13 protein-coding genes and 1 riboswitch are annotated in these 14,897 nt (G+C 72.3%); of the genes, 2 read left to right on the top strand and 11 right to left on the bottom strand.

What is annotated here, in order from left to right; genetic code table 11:
- Position 1 precedes the first annotated feature (1 nt).
- Genes ACGFIO_RS26895 through ACGFIO_RS26880 form a run of 4 tightly spaced genes read right to left on the bottom strand, consistent with a single transcriptional unit; the run spans position 2 to position 5,480 of the window.
- Positions 2-676, bottom strand: a complete 675-nt coding sequence (locus ACGFIO_RS26895) for a hypothetical protein (RefSeq protein ID WP_392829710.1) — start codon at positions 674-676, stop codon at positions 2-4.
- Positions 677-724: 48 nt separating this feature from the next.
- The gene (locus ACGFIO_RS26890) at positions 725-2,455 is read right to left on the bottom strand and encodes a hypothetical protein (protein ID WP_392829709.1); all 1,731 of its coding nucleotides are present in this window, start codon (positions 2,453-2,455) and stop codon (positions 725-727) included.
- Complete coding sequence (locus ACGFIO_RS26885) at positions 2,452-4,755, bottom strand: hypothetical protein (RefSeq protein WP_392829707.1); 2,304 nt, start codon at positions 4,753-4,755, stop codon at positions 2,452-2,454. The genes ACGFIO_RS26890 and ACGFIO_RS26885 overlap by 4 nt, the downstream gene beginning before the upstream one ends.
- The gene (locus ACGFIO_RS26880; protein WP_392829705.1) at positions 4,752-5,480 is read right to left on the bottom strand and encodes a hypothetical protein; all 729 of its coding nucleotides are present in this window, start codon (positions 5,478-5,480) and stop codon (positions 4,752-4,754) included. The genes ACGFIO_RS26885 and ACGFIO_RS26880 overlap by 4 nt, the downstream gene beginning before the upstream one ends.
- A gap of 385 nt (positions 5,481-5,865) precedes the next feature.
- A riboswitch (SAM riboswitch) is annotated at positions 5,866-5,982 on the top strand.
- A gap of 148 nt (positions 5,983-6,130) precedes the next feature.
- Here ACGFIO_RS26880 and ACGFIO_RS26875 point away from each other — a divergent pair.
- Positions 6,131-7,426 (top strand): aminotransferase class V-fold PLP-dependent enzyme, encoded by a 1,296-nt coding sequence (locus tag ACGFIO_RS26875; protein ID WP_392830016.1) that lies wholly within the window; start codon positions 6,131-6,133, stop codon positions 7,424-7,426.
- A 76-nt stretch (positions 7,427-7,502) separates the two neighbouring features.
- Here ACGFIO_RS26875 and ACGFIO_RS26870 read toward each other — a convergent pair whose 3' ends face one another.
- Positions 7,503-8,687 (bottom strand): S8 family serine peptidase, encoded by a 1,185-nt coding sequence (locus tag ACGFIO_RS26870; protein ID WP_392829704.1) that lies wholly within the window; start codon positions 8,685-8,687, stop codon positions 7,503-7,505.
- A 128-nt stretch (positions 8,688-8,815) separates the two neighbouring features.
- Here ACGFIO_RS26870 and ACGFIO_RS26865 point away from each other — a divergent pair, with 128 nt between their 5' ends.
- Positions 8,816-9,376, top strand: a complete 561-nt coding sequence (locus tag ACGFIO_RS26865) for a redoxin domain-containing protein (protein WP_392829702.1) — start codon at positions 8,816-8,818, stop codon at positions 9,374-9,376.
- A gap of 111 nt (positions 9,377-9,487) precedes the next feature.
- On the opposite strand, the gene ACGFIO_RS26860 is transcribed toward ACGFIO_RS26865, so the two are convergent.
- The 6 genes from ACGFIO_RS26860 to ACGFIO_RS26835 form a co-directional block, all read right to left on the bottom strand.
- Complete coding sequence (locus ACGFIO_RS26860; protein WP_392829701.1) at positions 9,488-9,979, bottom strand: beta-class carbonic anhydrase; 492 nt, start codon at positions 9,977-9,979, stop codon at positions 9,488-9,490.
- A 35-nt stretch (positions 9,980-10,014) separates the two neighbouring features.
- Entirely contained in the window at positions 10,015-11,316 is a 1,302-nt protein-coding gene (locus ACGFIO_RS26855) for a M20/M25/M40 family metallo-hydrolase (protein WP_392829699.1), read from the bottom strand.
- 66 nt (positions 11,317-11,382) lie between these two features.
- Positions 11,383-12,000: a DNA-binding response regulator gene (locus tag ACGFIO_RS26850; protein WP_392829697.1), complete on the bottom strand. Its 618-nt coding sequence runs from the start codon at positions 11,998-12,000 to the stop codon at positions 11,383-11,385.
- The gene (locus tag ACGFIO_RS26845) at positions 11,997-13,214 is read right to left on the bottom strand and encodes a sensor histidine kinase (RefSeq protein ID WP_392829695.1); all 1,218 of its coding nucleotides are present in this window, start codon (positions 13,212-13,214) and stop codon (positions 11,997-11,999) included. Before ACGFIO_RS26845 ends, ACGFIO_RS26850 begins: the two co-directional genes overlap by 4 nt.
- Positions 13,211-14,296 carry an alpha/beta hydrolase family protein gene (locus tag ACGFIO_RS26840; RefSeq protein WP_392829694.1) on the bottom strand — a complete coding sequence of 362 codons (1,086 nt, stop codon included), beginning with the start codon at positions 14,294-14,296 and terminating at the stop codon, positions 13,211-13,213. The genes ACGFIO_RS26845 and ACGFIO_RS26840 overlap by 4 nt, the downstream gene beginning before the upstream one ends.
- 94 nt (positions 14,297-14,390) lie before the next feature.
- Complete coding sequence (locus ACGFIO_RS26835; RefSeq protein ID WP_392829692.1) at positions 14,391-14,897, bottom strand: GNAT family N-acetyltransferase; 507 nt, start codon at positions 14,895-14,897, stop codon at positions 14,391-14,393.

Genomic DNA, 14,897 nt, shown 5'->3' with positions numbered 1-14,897 from the left:
GTCAGACCACATCGATCGCCATGCGGAAGCCTTCCGGCTGTTGCACGACCAGCTCGGGCTGGGCCGACCCGAGCGAGCGCCCGGACTCCACGATGCTCTTGGTCAGCGCGGTGCAGAACTCGGCGATGGCCGAACCGAGGTCGACGCCCTCCATCGCGACGAAGGCATAGTTCTGTTCGGTGGCCACGTGCAGGATCGTGGACGGCTCGACCTCGCCGATACCGCAGGCGATGATGTTCGGTGCGGCCGCGACGACCCCCCGGTTGATCAACTGGGCATACTCCTGCTCCCAGCCGCCGGTACTGGGCTGGCCGTCGCTGAGGAAGAAGACGGCCGGCCGGTGGACCTGGAAGCCCTCGGCCTTGAGCGCCCCCACGTTCTCGGGGATGCGCTGACGCAACGCGGCGAACGCCTTGCCGTAGTTCGTGTAGCCCCGCGGATGGAGGGTGGGCAGCTGCCCCTCCCGCCGGAGGTCGGCCAGACTGAGCCGCTCCTGCACGTCCTCGGCGAACCCGAGGATCGAGAAGCGCACCTTCGCCGCCGCCATCGGCTCGCCCAGCAACGCCTCGTGCAGCGCGGCCAGGCCGTCGTTGAGCTGGCCGATGTACGGGGCCATCGAGCCCGACTCGTCGGCGAGGACGTACACGGGCAGGAGGTTGCCCCGGTTACCAGTCATTACCGCCATGCTTTCCCCGGCGTACGCCGGTCATTGATTTCTTTGTGGTCAGACGAGTTCACGGGCGAGGACGAAGCCCGCCGGCGGCTGGTACGTCACCTCGCCGCGGCCGCTGATCAACGCCCGGCCGGAGCTGAGGATGTACTTCGCCAGCGACTGCCAGTACTTCGCGAGCGCGTCGTGCACGTCCACGCCGGCCGCCATCATGTAGCCGAGCCGCGGGTCGGTGGCGATCCGCGTGATCAGGGCCGGTGACGCGGCACCGAAGCCGCAGGAGACGATGTTGGGGGCGTACCGGTGGGAACCGCGGTCGGTCAGGCGCTGGTACGGGCCGCTCCACACGCCGTCCGCCGCGTCGCTGCCGCTGATCAGGTACACGGTCGGGCGGAGCACCTTGGGTTGCTGTTCCTTGAGCAGCGGGATGTCCTGGTCGATGACGTCCATCAGCTTCTCGAAGGTGATCGCGTAGTCCGCCGTTCCGCGCGGCGCGAACCAGGGCGACTGCGCGCCGGCCATGATCGGCTCCAGCGGGCGGCGGGTGGCCAGTTCGTCGGCGAAGCCGAGCACGCCGAGCCGGATCGCCGACGCGACGTCGTCGGCCCGCAGCAGGGCCTCGTGCAGCAGGTGCACGCCGTTGCTGAGATCGCCGATGTACGGCGTCACCTCGGCCGACTCGTCCACCACGAGATAGATCGGCTGCACTCCGTCGGCCGGCGTCCACACCTTGGTCTCCGGGTTCTGCTCGAGCACGACCGCCGGAGGCTTCCCCTGTACCGGTACGACCGGAGGCGCGCCGGGTGCGGGCGTGCTGGGCAGCACCGGCGGCTGGGTCCAGGCCGTCGCCGGGATCGCCGCTGGAGCCGGCGCGGCGCCCATCTGCCGGAGCAGCGGCGAGACCAGGTGTTCCATGTCGCCCGGCTGGAACGTGCCGTTCTGCGCCAGGAACTTGAACAACTCGGTGGCCTGGTGGGCCTGCCCGTCCTGGCGCTCGATCATGGCCAGCTCGTGCTGCATGAGCAAGGCCATGACCCGCTCGGTGTCGTGCGGGTGGGTGGCCAGGTGACGTTGCGCCATCTGCCGGGCGGTCAGCTCCTGGCCGCCCAGCGCGTTCAGGTCCAGCTGCACCGCCTGGATCCGGGCCATCTGCTGCATCCGGTCCAGCTCGCCTTGCTGCATGGCCTCCTGGACGTTCACCCGGTGCTGGTCGACGTTGCTCTCCAGCCTCCGGGCCGACGCGACCCTTCCCTGCAGGTAGCGGCTGGCCTCGGCGTCGGGCAGCAGCCGGGGCGACACCTCGAAGAGGGTGATGCCCTCGGGCAGCGTCACCGGACCGGCGAACCGGCGGCGGGCCGCCTCCTCGGCCTCGGTGGACTGCTCGATGTCGAAGCCACGGGTGATGCCGCGGAGCTGATTCTTGAGGAAGCCGTACACCACGGGCAGCGTGTCGCGGATGTTGCGGCGTACCACCTCGGCCGGGTCGTGCACCCGGAACGCGACATCCACGGTGGCGATGAAGAAGTAGTAGTCACCGCGCGACGGCAGCGGGCTGCTGCGTAGTTCGACGGTGCGACGATGATCGCTGGTGTCCACGTCGTACCGGGTGCGGTACTGGGAGAACGTCTGTTCCTTCCAGGTCAGCGGACGACCGCCGAGGTAGACGGCCTGGCCGGCGCCGGTCGAGTAGACGACCGCCACGTCCGGCGTGGTGGCGACCGTGCGGCTGAGCAGCCCTCGCTGCACCGGTGTGACGGACAGGATCGGGTTGAGTGGTGTGGTCACGCGGCATCGTTCCTCGGGCGCATGGAGTCCTCGACCGCGTACGCGGTGCGGGGTTTGGGTCGCAGGTTGTCCGGCGCCCGCCAGTCCCTGACCTGGCGTTGCACCAACGTGTAGGTACGTTCGCTCGCGCCCGCGGTGGCGCCCAGCATCCGGCTCAGCGACGTGCGCACATGCGCGTCCGCCTCGGCCAGGTCGGCCCAGTGCGCGAGCACCTCGGCCACCTGCTCGGGCAGGCTCCCGGAATTGAGCACGAACCGCCACATGCTCAGCAGCCCGGCCCGCAACTCGATCCGCTCGTCCGCGAACCACAGCAGGGTCGGCCAGACGACGGTCCGGCCGGCCACCACGTGATCGGTGGTCAGCCAGCGGGCCAGGTGCAGGAAGACCGCCTCGCCGACCAGGGCCCGCCGCCGGTCGCTCTGCCAGGCCGAGACCTTGGCCAGGACCTGGGCGGGGTTCCGGGTCTCGTCCTGCATGATCAGGTCGGCCAGGCTGTCCCCGATGCCGGCGGCGATGTAGCGGTCGTCGATGACGGCCAGCCGGTCCAGGGCGGCCAGCGCCTCGCCGACGCCGAGCGGGCCGAGGCTCACGCCGTACACGCGGGCGGCGGTGGCCTGCCCGAACGGCAGGTCGGCGTTGCCGGCCAGCCCAGTGACGATCGCGTCGACCAGGGGCCGCAGCGCCGGTTCGGCGGCCGGCACCCGCAGGGCGTAGGCGACCACCTCGCGATTGCGGAAGTTGCCGGTGTCCTGAGCCATCGCCCGGAGCACCTGGGTCCAGACGAAGTCGAACGCGAACGTGGATACCAGGCCGAGCGCGGTGCCGGCCCGGGCCCGGATCTCCTCGTTGAGGTCGCTGGACAGGTCGTGCAGCCAGCCCAGCAGTTCGCGGTGCAGGCCGAAGCGGCGCCAGACGTGTTCGAGGACCAGGCGGGGGAAGTCCTCCGACCGGTATCCCATGGCCTCGACCGGGACGGTGCCGAACATGCCGCGTTCGACACCCGGCCGCGTCTCGGCCCGGAGCCGGCGGAGCACCTCGGTGCGGGTGTGCCGGAACGGGTCCCGCCACGGCGCCAGCACGTTGTCGCCGGCCACCTGCGGCGGCCCGTCGAGGCGTTCGGTGAGCAGGTCGGCCGCGTGCACGACGTTCTCGTACGGCATGCCGTCGAGCACCGCGAGGGCGATCGCCAGGCATCGGGCGGGCAGATCGGGCAGGCCGCCGAACCAGATGTCGAACTCCTCGGTGGCGACCTGCGACATCCGCTGCCGGACCCGTCCGATGTCGATCGTCGCGCCGTCGATGGCCTGCCCGACCATGGTGGCCAGGTTGGCCGCGACGTGCATCGGCACGTCCTCGGTGAGCACCTCCTCGGACAGCGCGACGACCTCGACATCGACCTTGACCCGCGCGTACAGCCGGGGGTCGTCGAGGCGCCAGGCCAGGTGCCGGTCGAAGATGTCGGCGACCGGAGGCGCCGTGCCGAGGTCGACGACGTGGCCGGCGACGTCCTGGTCGGCGAGCGCGGCGCTGCTGTCCAGGGTCACGACCAGGCGTCCGTCGATCTCCTCCAGGGCGGCCTCGACGTGTTGCAGGACGTTGCCACCGACGGCGTCCCAGGCGAGCGGCTCCTGCAGCAGGAACCCGGCGCCCCGCGGCAGCGCCCCCGCGGTCCTGGCCGCGCTCTCCAGCGTCGCGGCCAGTGTGGCCAGCTGGATGGCGCGGTCGAGATGGAAGATGGGCCGGTCGGCCGGTGACTGCAGCAGCCGGATCGCGGCGGCGCACTTGCCCCGGTTGGGGTCGGCCCGCAGGATGACGATCCGTTTGCCGTGCTCTTCCGCGCGGACGCGCGACCACTCCGGAGGGGCCACGAACGCCCGCCGCACCATGTCGGCCAGGGCGATGCCGAGCCGGGGGAGACGGACCCGCTCGCGTCCCTCGTGGATGGTCACGTACTTGTCGCCGCTGACCCGGTCGCCGGCGACGTGATCGCCGAGGAACTTGCCCGCCGCCTCGCGGAGCAGGTCGGCTCGCTGCTGCGGGTTGACCGCGGCCTGGACCTTGCCGCCCTTGCCGTCGAGCTTCGCGTCGGTGGCGACCTCGGTGTCGGCCGGCGTCGTGGCCGGGGTCTTCGACGGGTCGGGTGGCGCCGGGCCGGCCGGAGCCCCGGGCGTCTTCGGCGCGGCCGGGGCGCCGGCGGCCTTCGGCGCGGCCGGTGTGCCCCCGCCGGCGCCGCCCCCGCCTGGCGTCGCCGGTGTGGCCGGTGTCGCCGCGGGTGTGGCCGGGGCCGCGGGAACGTTCACCGGGGCCCGCCGAAGTGGTAGACGTCGCCGCCGACCTTGTCGCCCCGCACGTAGTCGCCGTTATTCACCTGAGGGCCGTACACCGTGGTGGTGGGTGCGGCCGGGCCGGACGACTCGCTTCGCCGCTCGGGCCGGCGGATCAGCGGCGGGCTGGGGTGGCCGGGCACGCTGATCCAGGCGTCCTCGTGCAGCTCCTTCTTGGCCAGCGTGATCCGGGCGAACGACGCCGGGTCGATGTACCGGTACCCGTGCCGGACCACCCCGCGATAGATCTCGTCGGAGACGATGAGGGCCATCGCGGCGTCGGGCGCGGCGGCCAGCGCGTCGCGCAGTTCCTGGGCGTCGACCAGGCGCGCCGCCGTGTTGATGGCCTCGCCCTGCCAGCCGTGTTCGTCCTGCAGGCAGTTGCCCTGGTGCAGGGCGACGCGCATGCGCATCTGATGCTCGGCCGAGAACATCCGGGACTTCTCCCGCAGCGCCCGGTCCAGCGCGTCGACGAAACGCCCGGCCAGGGTCACCGAGTCGGCCGTGGCCGTCGGCACCAGCATGACGATGCCGTCGCCGCGGTCCAGCCGCACGATCTCGCCGTCCCGTCGCACATCGGCGAACGCTGTCCGGACGACTTCGTACATGGCCGCGCGCAGTGACGCCTGCATGGGATTGGTGCGCTGACCGAACCGCTCCACGTCGACGACGACGATCGAGTAGAAGATGGGATCGGGCATGGAAGAGCCTCCGATGGGCAGGATGAGATGAGCGCCGCGTAAGCACTGTGGGGATGCCGGGCAGGGATGAGAAGGCCATCTGGCGTGGACGGCCACTTCGGTCGGAAGAGGGACCGATTCCCGTACGCCCGGTGCTCGGTCCGGTTGGCGAGACTAGGCCCGCCGCTGCCCGCGATCCAGGTCATCGGTGCCCGCGACACGTACTCCGGGCGTCGGGCCGAGCAGAGTCGACCTGATCGGTCAGGCGCGCCGCCCGATCATGGGGAGGGCTCCGGTCTTCCTCGCTTACCCCGGACGGGTGACCCGGATTCCAGCACCGGAGCGAGCCGCCGGGGACCGGCCGGCGCCTGATGTGACGACCGGCGGGATGATATGGTCGGCGACAGGTCATGAGTGCCAGCGCGTAGCCCCGGCTTGCTGGCCGGCAACCCTTGCGTTCGCGATGGGGTGCCCCGGGTGAGGACCAGGCTGCGCGTCACTCGACGCGGGGCAAGCGCGGGCCCGTGCGGGTCCCCGACCCTCACGAGGAGAAGGCCATGTCTGTCGCTTTTCAGAACAGCGACCAAGAAGACGTGCGAGACCTTAAAGAGGACGTGCGAGACCTTAAAGAGGACGTGCGAGACCTTAAAGAGGACGTGCGAGACCTGGAGATCGTCGGCAACGAACTTACCGTCGAGATCGCCAGTGGCCGCACCGTGCGATTCGCTCACCTCGACTACGCCGCCTCCGCGCCCTGTGTGCGCGCCGCGGCCGACGCGGTCCAGGACCTACTGCCCTTCTACGGCAGCGTGCACCGCGGCACCGGGCTCCGGTCACAGACCTCGACCCTGGAGTACGAGCGGGCCCGCGACATCGTGGCCGAGTTCGTCGGCGCCCGCCCCGGCGACCATGTGATCTTCACCCGTAACACCACCGACGCGCTCAACCTGCTGGCCCGCGCCCTGCCGACCGGCACCACCACTGTCGTCTTCGACGGCGAGCACCACGCCAACCTGCTGCCGTGGTCCTCGGTGGTGCGGCTGCCGTCCCCCGCCACCCCCGACGCCGCGGTCGCCGCGCTGGCGGCGGCGCTGGCCACGATCGACGGCCCAGTGCTGGTCGCGGTGACCGGGGCGAGCAACGTGACGGGCGAGATCTGGCCGGTCCGGCGCCTCGCCGACGTCGCCCACCGGCACGGCGCCCGGGTCGTCGTGGACGCGGCGCAGCTGGCTCCGCACGTACCCGTCGACCTGAATGATCTCGGCGCCGACTACCTCGCCCTGTCCGGGCACAAGCTGTACGCCCCCTTCGGCGCCGGCGTGCTGGCCGGCCGGGGCGACTGGCTCGACGCCGCCCAGCCCTACCTGCGCGGCGGCGGTGCGAGCGCGGCGGTCGGCGACGAACCGGCCGAGATCACCTGGACCACCGGGCCTTCCCGGCACGAGGGCGGCACCCCGAACCTGCTGGGCGCGGTGTCGCTGGGCGCCGTCTGCGCCGCCCTGCTGCGGGCCGACCGGGCCGCGCTGCTGGAGCACGAGCAGAGTCTGCTCGACGGCCTCGGCGGGGTGACCCTGTTCGGCGGCGCGGTCGCACGGGTGGGCATCGCGTCCTTCGCCGTGCCCGACCCGGCCGGGGTGGCGGCCACCATGGCCGAGCGGTACGGCATCGGGGTCCGGGCCGGCCAGTTCTGTGCCCACCCCCTGGTCCGCCGCCTGACCGGCGCGACGCCGGCCGCGTCGAGCGCGGCGGTCGCCTCGGGTGCGCCGGTTACCTCGAGCGCGCTGGTCACCTCGATCGCGCCGGTTGCCTCGGGTGCGCCGGTTGCCTCGGGTGCGCGGGCCGGGTCGGGCGCCGTGGCCGGCGACTGTGCTACCACCGGTTTGCTGCGCGCGAGTTTCGGTCTCGGCTCGACCCGCGACGACGTGGATCGCCTGATCTCCGCTCTCACCGACCTCGGCCTGCGCTGACGATTCACCTCGTCGTCCACGCCGGGGAGCAGCGAACGGCCCGGTCCAAGGGATCCGGACCGGGCCGCCGTGCGGATCAGCTGAGGGAAGCCGTGTAGAGCAGGCGGTTCGGCGAGCCGCTGCCCGGGCCGGACACGACGCCGGTGGTCGCGGCGGCCACGATGGCGTTGTTCACGGTGGTCACCGACGCGCCGGGGTGGGCCGACAGATAGAGCGCGACCGCCCCGGCCACGTGCGGCGACGAGAACGAGGTGCCGCTGCCGGTGTACGTGGCGGTGTCGCTGGTCCGCCAGTCCGAGGTGATGTCGACGCCGGGCGCGAACAGGTCGAGCACCGAACCGTAGTTGGACCAGTTGGCGCGTACGTCGGTGCGGTCGGTGGCCCCCACGGTCAACGCCTCGGTGACCCGCGCAGGTGAGGTGTTGCTCGCGTTGGCGCCGGAGTTGCCGGCCGCGATCGCGTACGGGATGCCTGCCGCGATCGACCGCCGGACGGCCGCGTCCAGCGTGCTGCTGACCCCGCCGCCGAGGCTGAGGTTGGCGACCGAGCGCCCGGGCGCCGCGTGCGCGGTCACCCAGTCGATGCCGGCGACCACGCCCGCCGTGGTGCCCGAGCCATTGTTGTCCAGCACCCGTACGCCGACCACGTTGGCCTGCTTGGCCAGGCCGTACGTGCTGCCGACGGCGACGCCCGAGACGAACGTCCCGTGGCCGTTGCCGTCCTGGGCCACGTTGTCGTTGTCCACGGCGTCGTAGCCGTAGCTGGCCCGGCCGCCGAAGTCCTGGTGGGTGATCCGGATCCCGGTGTCCACCACGTAGACCGTGACGCCGCTGCTCGGCCCGTACGTGTAGGTGGTGCTCAGAGGCAGGCCGCGCTGGTCGGAACGGTCGAGGCCCCAGGGTGCGCCGGTCTGGGTGGCGGTTACGCGTACGGTCTGGTCCGCCTCGACCGTGCCCACCGCGGGGTCGGCGGCGAGCCGTGCGGCCTGCGGTGCGGTCAGCTTGGCGGTGAAGCCTTCGACCGCGTGGCCGAAGACCCGGTCGGCGCGGCCGCCGTAGCGCCGGCTGATCCGGTCGGCGTTGGCCCGGTCGATCTGGGCGCCGGCCTTGAGCGTGACCAGGTAGCTGCCGGCGACGGCGTCGGGGCTGGCGGCGTGCAGCACGGTGCCGGTGGCCTCGGCGGCCAGGGCGGGGGTGGCGGTGACCGCCAGGGCGGTGCCGGTGACGACGGCGGTGGCCAGGGAGAGCCGAGCAGGTCGCATCTGTTCCTCCAGGTGATGGATGCCTGGGGACCACGCTAGGAAGAAACCATGTATCGACGTTCAACGATTGAATACGAACCGAACAATATATTTATCTCCTATAGTTTTTGTGGGGATATGATGGCGTCATGACCGTCACTCAGGAACGTCGGGTCACCGGTGCGGAGTTCGCGCGGTTGGTGGAGCGCAACGCTTTGCACCAGCGCATGGTGACCGCGGGCGACCGCCTGCCGATCGAGCCGCTGGTCGAGGTCGATCTCGGCCCGATCCATCTGGACCGGCTGCTGCGTACCGGCCCGGTGGTGCTGTTGTTCATCCGGCACGCCGGGTCGTCCGCCTGTGGCGCCGCGCTGACCGCGTACCGTACCGGCCTGGCGCCCTCGCTCGCCGCCCGGGACGCGCACCTGGTCGCGGTCAGCCCGCAGGCGCCGCGCCGGCTGGCCGCGCTGAAACACCGCTACGACTTCGACTTCCTGGTCGCCTCCGACCCGCGGCACCGGCTGATCGACGCGCTCAACATCGGCTTCGCCGCCCCGGGGGCCGACATCCAGCTCGGCACCCGCCGCAACGTCCTCCCGTTCGCGGCCGCGATCGTGGCCGACCGGGCGGGCGTCGTCCGATTCGCCGACGTCCGCCCCGACTGGTCCACCCCGATCGCACCCGACCGGATCGTCGCGGCCCTCGCCTGACCGCGGACCCCACCGACCGCGGCCGAGGGTGAACGAAACTGTTTCGTTTCACTCCGGTCCGGTGGCGGGCCGCCGGGCGGTCCTAGACCTCGCGCAGGCGGCGAGGCGCGCCTATTTGACCTCGCGGAGGCGGCCGGTCTCGACCTCGTAGACGAAGCCGCGCACCGAGTCCTTCGCCGGGATGAACGGGTCGTCGAGGATGCGCCGGACCGACTGCCGTACGTCCTCGTCGAGGTCCGTGAACGCCTCGGCCGCCCAGGCCGGCTTGATGCCCACGTCGGCCTGGATCGACGCCTTGAACTCGTCGTCGGTGAAGGTCAGCATGCCGCAGCCGGTGTGGTGGATCAGGATGATCTCGGTGGTGCCGAGCAGCCGCTGGCTGATGGCGAGGCTGCGCAGCTCGTCCGCGGTGATCACCCCGCCGGCGTTGCGGATCACGTGAGCGTCGCCCTCGGTCAGGCCGAGCAGTCCGTACGGGTTGAGCCGCGCGTCCATGCAGGCGACGACGGCGACGTGCTTGGCGGGCGGCAGGGGCAGGTCGCCCCGGTCGAACGAAGCGGCGTAGCGCTCCGCGTTGGCGAGCAGCTCATCGGTCACAGTCATGCCCTAACCCTACATTTCCGCTGGGATTTGGGGAGCTAGGAACTTCGCAGCAGGCGGTCGAGGACGCGCGTGCCGAAGGTCAGGGCGTCGACGGGTACGCGTTCGTCGACGCCGTGGAACAGCGACGTGAAGTCGAGGTCGGGTGGCAGCCGCAGCGGCGCGAAGCCGAAGTGCCGGATGCCCAGCCGCCGGAACGACTTGGCGTCGGTGCCGGCCGGCAACAGGTACGGCAACAGCCGCGCGCCCGGGTCCTCGGCCTCGATCGCCGCGGCCATCGCGTCGACCAGGTGGCCGTCGAACGTGGTCGACACGGCCGGCATGGTGTCCCACTCGGGCCTGACGTCCGGTCCCAGCACCTCGACCAGCTCCCGTTCGAACGCCTCCTCGCGGCCGGGCAGCATCCGCGCGTCGACGGTGGCGTGCGCGGCCGACGGCACCACGTTGGTCTTGTAGCCCGCGTTCAGCATCGTGACCGTGGCCGTGTCGCGCAGCGAGGCCCCGATCATCCGGGACAGGTGGCCGAGCCGCGCCACGAACGGCTCCGGGTCGGCCGGGTCGAACCGGATCCCGCTCATCTCGGCCAGCCCGGTCAGCAGGTCGCGGACCGGCGGAGTGAGCAGCAGCGGGAACCGGTGCCGGTCGAGCCGGGTGACCGCGGCGGCCAGCTTGGCCACGGCGTTGTCGGTGTGCAGCAGCGAGCCGTGCCCGGCCGTGCCCCGGGCGTGCAGCCGCAGCCACATGGTGCCCTTCTCGGCCGTTTCGACCAGGTACGCCCGCCGCCCGCCGGCCGTGACCGAGAAGCCGCCGACCTCGCTGATCGCCTCGGTGGCGCCCTCGAACAGCTCCGGCCGGTGGTCGACCAGCCACGACGCGCCGTGCCGGCCACCGGCTTCCTCGTCCGACACGTACGCGAAGATCAGATCTCGCGGCGGCACCACGCCGGCCCGCTTGAACCGCCGCGCGACCGCCAGCGTCTGGGCCAGCGTGCCCTTCATGTCGACGGCGCCCCGGCCCCACACGTAGCCGTCGCGCACCTCGCCCGAGAATGGGTGCACGGTCCAGTCGGACGGATCGGCGGGTACGACGTCCAGGTGCCCGTGCACCAGCAGCGCACCCCGGGACGGGTCGGCGCCGGCCAGCCGGGCGATCACGTTGCCGCGGCCGGGTGCACCCGATTCCACGTACGTGACGTCGTAACCCACCTCGGACAGCTTCCCGGCGACGTACTCGGCCGCCGGTCGTTCCGTGCCCGGCCCGCCGGCGTCGGCGGTGTTGGTGGTGTCGATGGCGATCAGCTCACTGGCCAGCCCGACCACCTCGTCCTCGGCGTCTGTCACCCTCCTACCCAAGCACGGCTGGGCCTCTGGTGCCGAGGATCGGGTCGGCGGCGGGTATCGGCCGGGTCAGATCCACCCGCGACCGCGGGCGATGCGGACGGCCTCGTGCCGGTTGACCGCCCCGAGCTTGCCGACCGCGGCCGACAGGTAGTTGCGGACGGTGCCGGGAGAGAGGCGTACCCCGCGGGCGATGTCGTCGATCGGCGCACCCTCGGCGGCCAGCCCGAGGATCTCCGCCTCGCGGGTGGTCAGCGGGCTCGCGCCGGCGCTGATCGCCTCGGCGGCCAGCTGCGGGTCGACGTAGCGGCCACCACTGTGGACGGTGCGGACGACCATGGGCAGCACCTCGGCGGCGGCGGTCTTGGGCAGGAAGCCGCGCACCCCGGCGGCCAGCGCCCGCTTCAGATGGCCGGGCAGGCCGTGGCTGGTCACGATCATGACGTGGCAGGTCGGCACGTCCCGCTGGATCGCCTCGGCGACCGCGATGCCGTCCCGGTCGGGCAGCTGCAGGTCGACGACGGCGACGTCCGGGCGCAGCGCCCGCGCCATGGCCACCGCCTCGGCACCGGTGCCGGCCTGCCCGGCCACGACCATGTCGTCCTCCAGGCCGAGCAGCGCGGCCATCGCACCCCGGATGAGGTGCTCGTCGTCGACCAGCAGCACCTGAATGCCCGGCCCGGTCACGTCCCCTCCCGATGCGGAACGCCGGGCGAAGACGCGGCCGGCGACGATCCGGCCGGGACCGTCGCGATCAGGCGGAAGGTGTCGGGCGGGCGATGCCGGGCGGTGACCGTGCCGCCCAGCGCGGCGATCCGCTCGGTCAACCCGGCCAGCCCGTTGCCGTTCGCCGGTGGCCGGTCGAGGGCCGGGGCGCCGTCGTTCTCCATCGTCAGGACCACCGTTTCCGCTTCCGCCCGCACCACGATGACGCAGTTCCGGGCCTCGCTGTGCCGCAGCACGTTGGTCGTACCCTCCCGCACAACCCAGCCCAGCACCCCCTGCACCGGCCCGGCCGGCTCCGGCCCGGCGTCGACCCGGCAGCTGATGCCGGCCGAGGCGAGCAGCGCCCGTGCGCCGCCGAGCTCGGTCGCGAGGTCGGCCGTACGGTAACCGCCGACCACCGCGCGCAGCTCGATCAGCGACTCCCGCGCGATCTGCTGGACCTCCAGCATCTCCCCGGACGCGCCGTCGCGGCCCAGATCGGCGAGCCGGGCCGCCAGCCCGGCCTTGACCGCGACCGCCGACAGCGAACGCCCGAGCACATCGTGCAGGTCGCGCGCGAACCGCAGTCGTTCCTCGGCCACGGCCAGCCCGGCCTCGGTCCGCCGGGCCCGCTCCAACTCGCGAACCATGCCCAGGGTCCACAGGGTGACCCGGGCCGCCGGGACCAGCACCAGCAGGATGACCGCCAGGGCGACCGCCGGCCGGCCCGCGCCCACGGCGGCCACGGTGGCCGCGACGCACCCGGCGGTTCCGGCGGTGAGCAGAACCGTCCGCGGCCGGAACACGGTCACCAGCGCGATGCCGTAGATGGTGACGGCCATCTGCAGCGCGGCCATCCCCGGGCCGTCCGGTGGTGCCGGGTACGCCGCGACGCCCGCACCGGCGGCGACCACGGTGGTGACCGCGCCGGCCCGGATCAGCGTCCCCGGTCGCGGCCGGCGTCCCAGATAGGCGTCGATGCCGGCCCGCATGAGCAGCGCGCACACGACGACGTGCAGGCCGGCCGCGAGGATCGTGGACACCGAACGGACACCCGGGTCGACGCCGGTCACGAAGGCTCCCGCGGCCACCAGCGGCACCAGGACCACGTTGCTGTAGAGCGTCACCCGGATGTAGACCTCGAGACGGTCGGACTGGGTGAGTCCGCTCCACCGTCGCCGCGCGTCCGGGGTCATGGCAGGAATCGCATCTCCGGGTATCGGGCCGACGGGCCGTCCAGCAACCGCCCGGGGCGGTGCCGCAGGTGCCGGTCGAAGAATGCGCGCAGGTACGCCCGCTGCACCGCGACCGACCGCGGGCCGTTGATGCTACCGACGATCGGGGTGATCTCCTCGGGCGGCGCGCCCGTCTGCGGCAGCAGCACCTGGAAGTCGGTGAAGGACAGGTGTCGCGCGTCGTCGAGCTGCACCCAGTGGCGCGGTCCGCGCAGCCGGCCCCAGAACGCGGTCCAGGTGTCGTCCTGCTCGTCGCCCTCGTAATCGGCTCCCATCATCAGGAACGGCCGGTCCAGCCCGGTCCGGAGCACCGGCCCGAAGAACGTGCCGTCCAGGTCGGCGCCGGCCCGCACCCGCCGGTCGCGGCGCATCGTCTCGGCCGCGGTGGCGCCGCCGAGCGAGACGCCGAACATGCCGACCCGGGACAGGTCGAGATGCCGGGCCAGGCCGGTCGTCCGCAACCGGTCGAGGACGAACGTCGTGTCGGTGACGCGGACGTCCAGGATCCGCTCGAAGAGTTCCGCCTCCTCGTCCGGCCCGGCCGGCGGCGGGATCGCGCCGGTGGCGACACGGCCGTCCGGGAACTCGACGAACGACGCGTCGTGGGTGTGGTCGATGGTCACGACCACGTACCCGTGCGAGGCCAGATCCTCGACCAGCGCGGTGCTGCCGGTGCGTTCCAGCCCGAAGCCGGGGGAGTAGACCACCACCGGGTGCCGGCCCGGCCGCGGCGGCGCACCGACGTGACCGTGCGTCACCGGCAGCGCGAACCCGCTGCCGGGCGGGTTGATCCGGGCCGCCAGGCCGGGCGACACCCAGTCGGCGCGCGGATAGCCGCGGACGGTACGGGCCGGGTACCAGATCTGCACCATCAGCTCCCGGACCCGCTCACTCGCCACCCAGGGGTCGGGGCGGGAACGGTCGACGAGGTGCAGGGTGACCGTGCCGACCCGGTCCGGCCCGGTCGGCGGGGGCAGCGTGAGCTGGGTGACGGTCGCGACCGGTGGAGCCGCCAGCGTCGCGGCGAGCAGCAGTTTCAGCATGCTTCGAGTCTTCGGGCGGTCACGCCGCCGGGGTAGTTCGTCCTGTCACCGCTTCCCGTGCGCCGCACACGGTTTCGCTATGACATCTGTCAGGTCAGCGCAGCCGGCGGGTGAGCATCAGGCAGAGGTCGTCGTCGACCGTGACCGGGTCGCCCGGGGCGCAGACGCGGCCGCCGTAGCTGATGCCGCGGCCGTCCGGGCGGTAGCCGCGTTCGAGGTACATCAGGTGGGCCGGGCCGTAGTCGGTGTACAGGCCGACCCCGATGCCGGCGATCGGGCTGCGGGTCGCCTCGTGCTCCTCGGCCAGGTCCATCAAGGCGGTGGCGAGGCCGCGGCGGCGGAAGTGCGGCAGTACGTTCAGATCTTGCACCTCGGGGATGCCCTGATCGCGGAACGGCTGGTAGCCGGCCTCCCACTTGACCGTCAGGTAGCCGGCGAACTGCCCGGCATCCGTGCGCGCCACCAGGATCACCCGCTCGCCGGCGTCCTGCTCGCGCACGTATCTCTCGTACTGCGGCCGATCCTTGCCCGGCCAGCCCAGGGCCGCGAACCCGGCCACGATCTCGTCGATGTCGCCCGGGGTCAGCTGTGCGATCGGCAT

This window comes from Actinoplanes sp. NPDC049265, from assembly GCF_043197135.1.
GTDB lineage: Bacteria > Actinomycetota > Actinomycetes > Mycobacteriales > Micromonosporaceae > Actinoplanes.
Note: the sequence above shows the minus strand (reverse complement) of the source record. Positions and strands in the feature narration are given on the sequence as shown.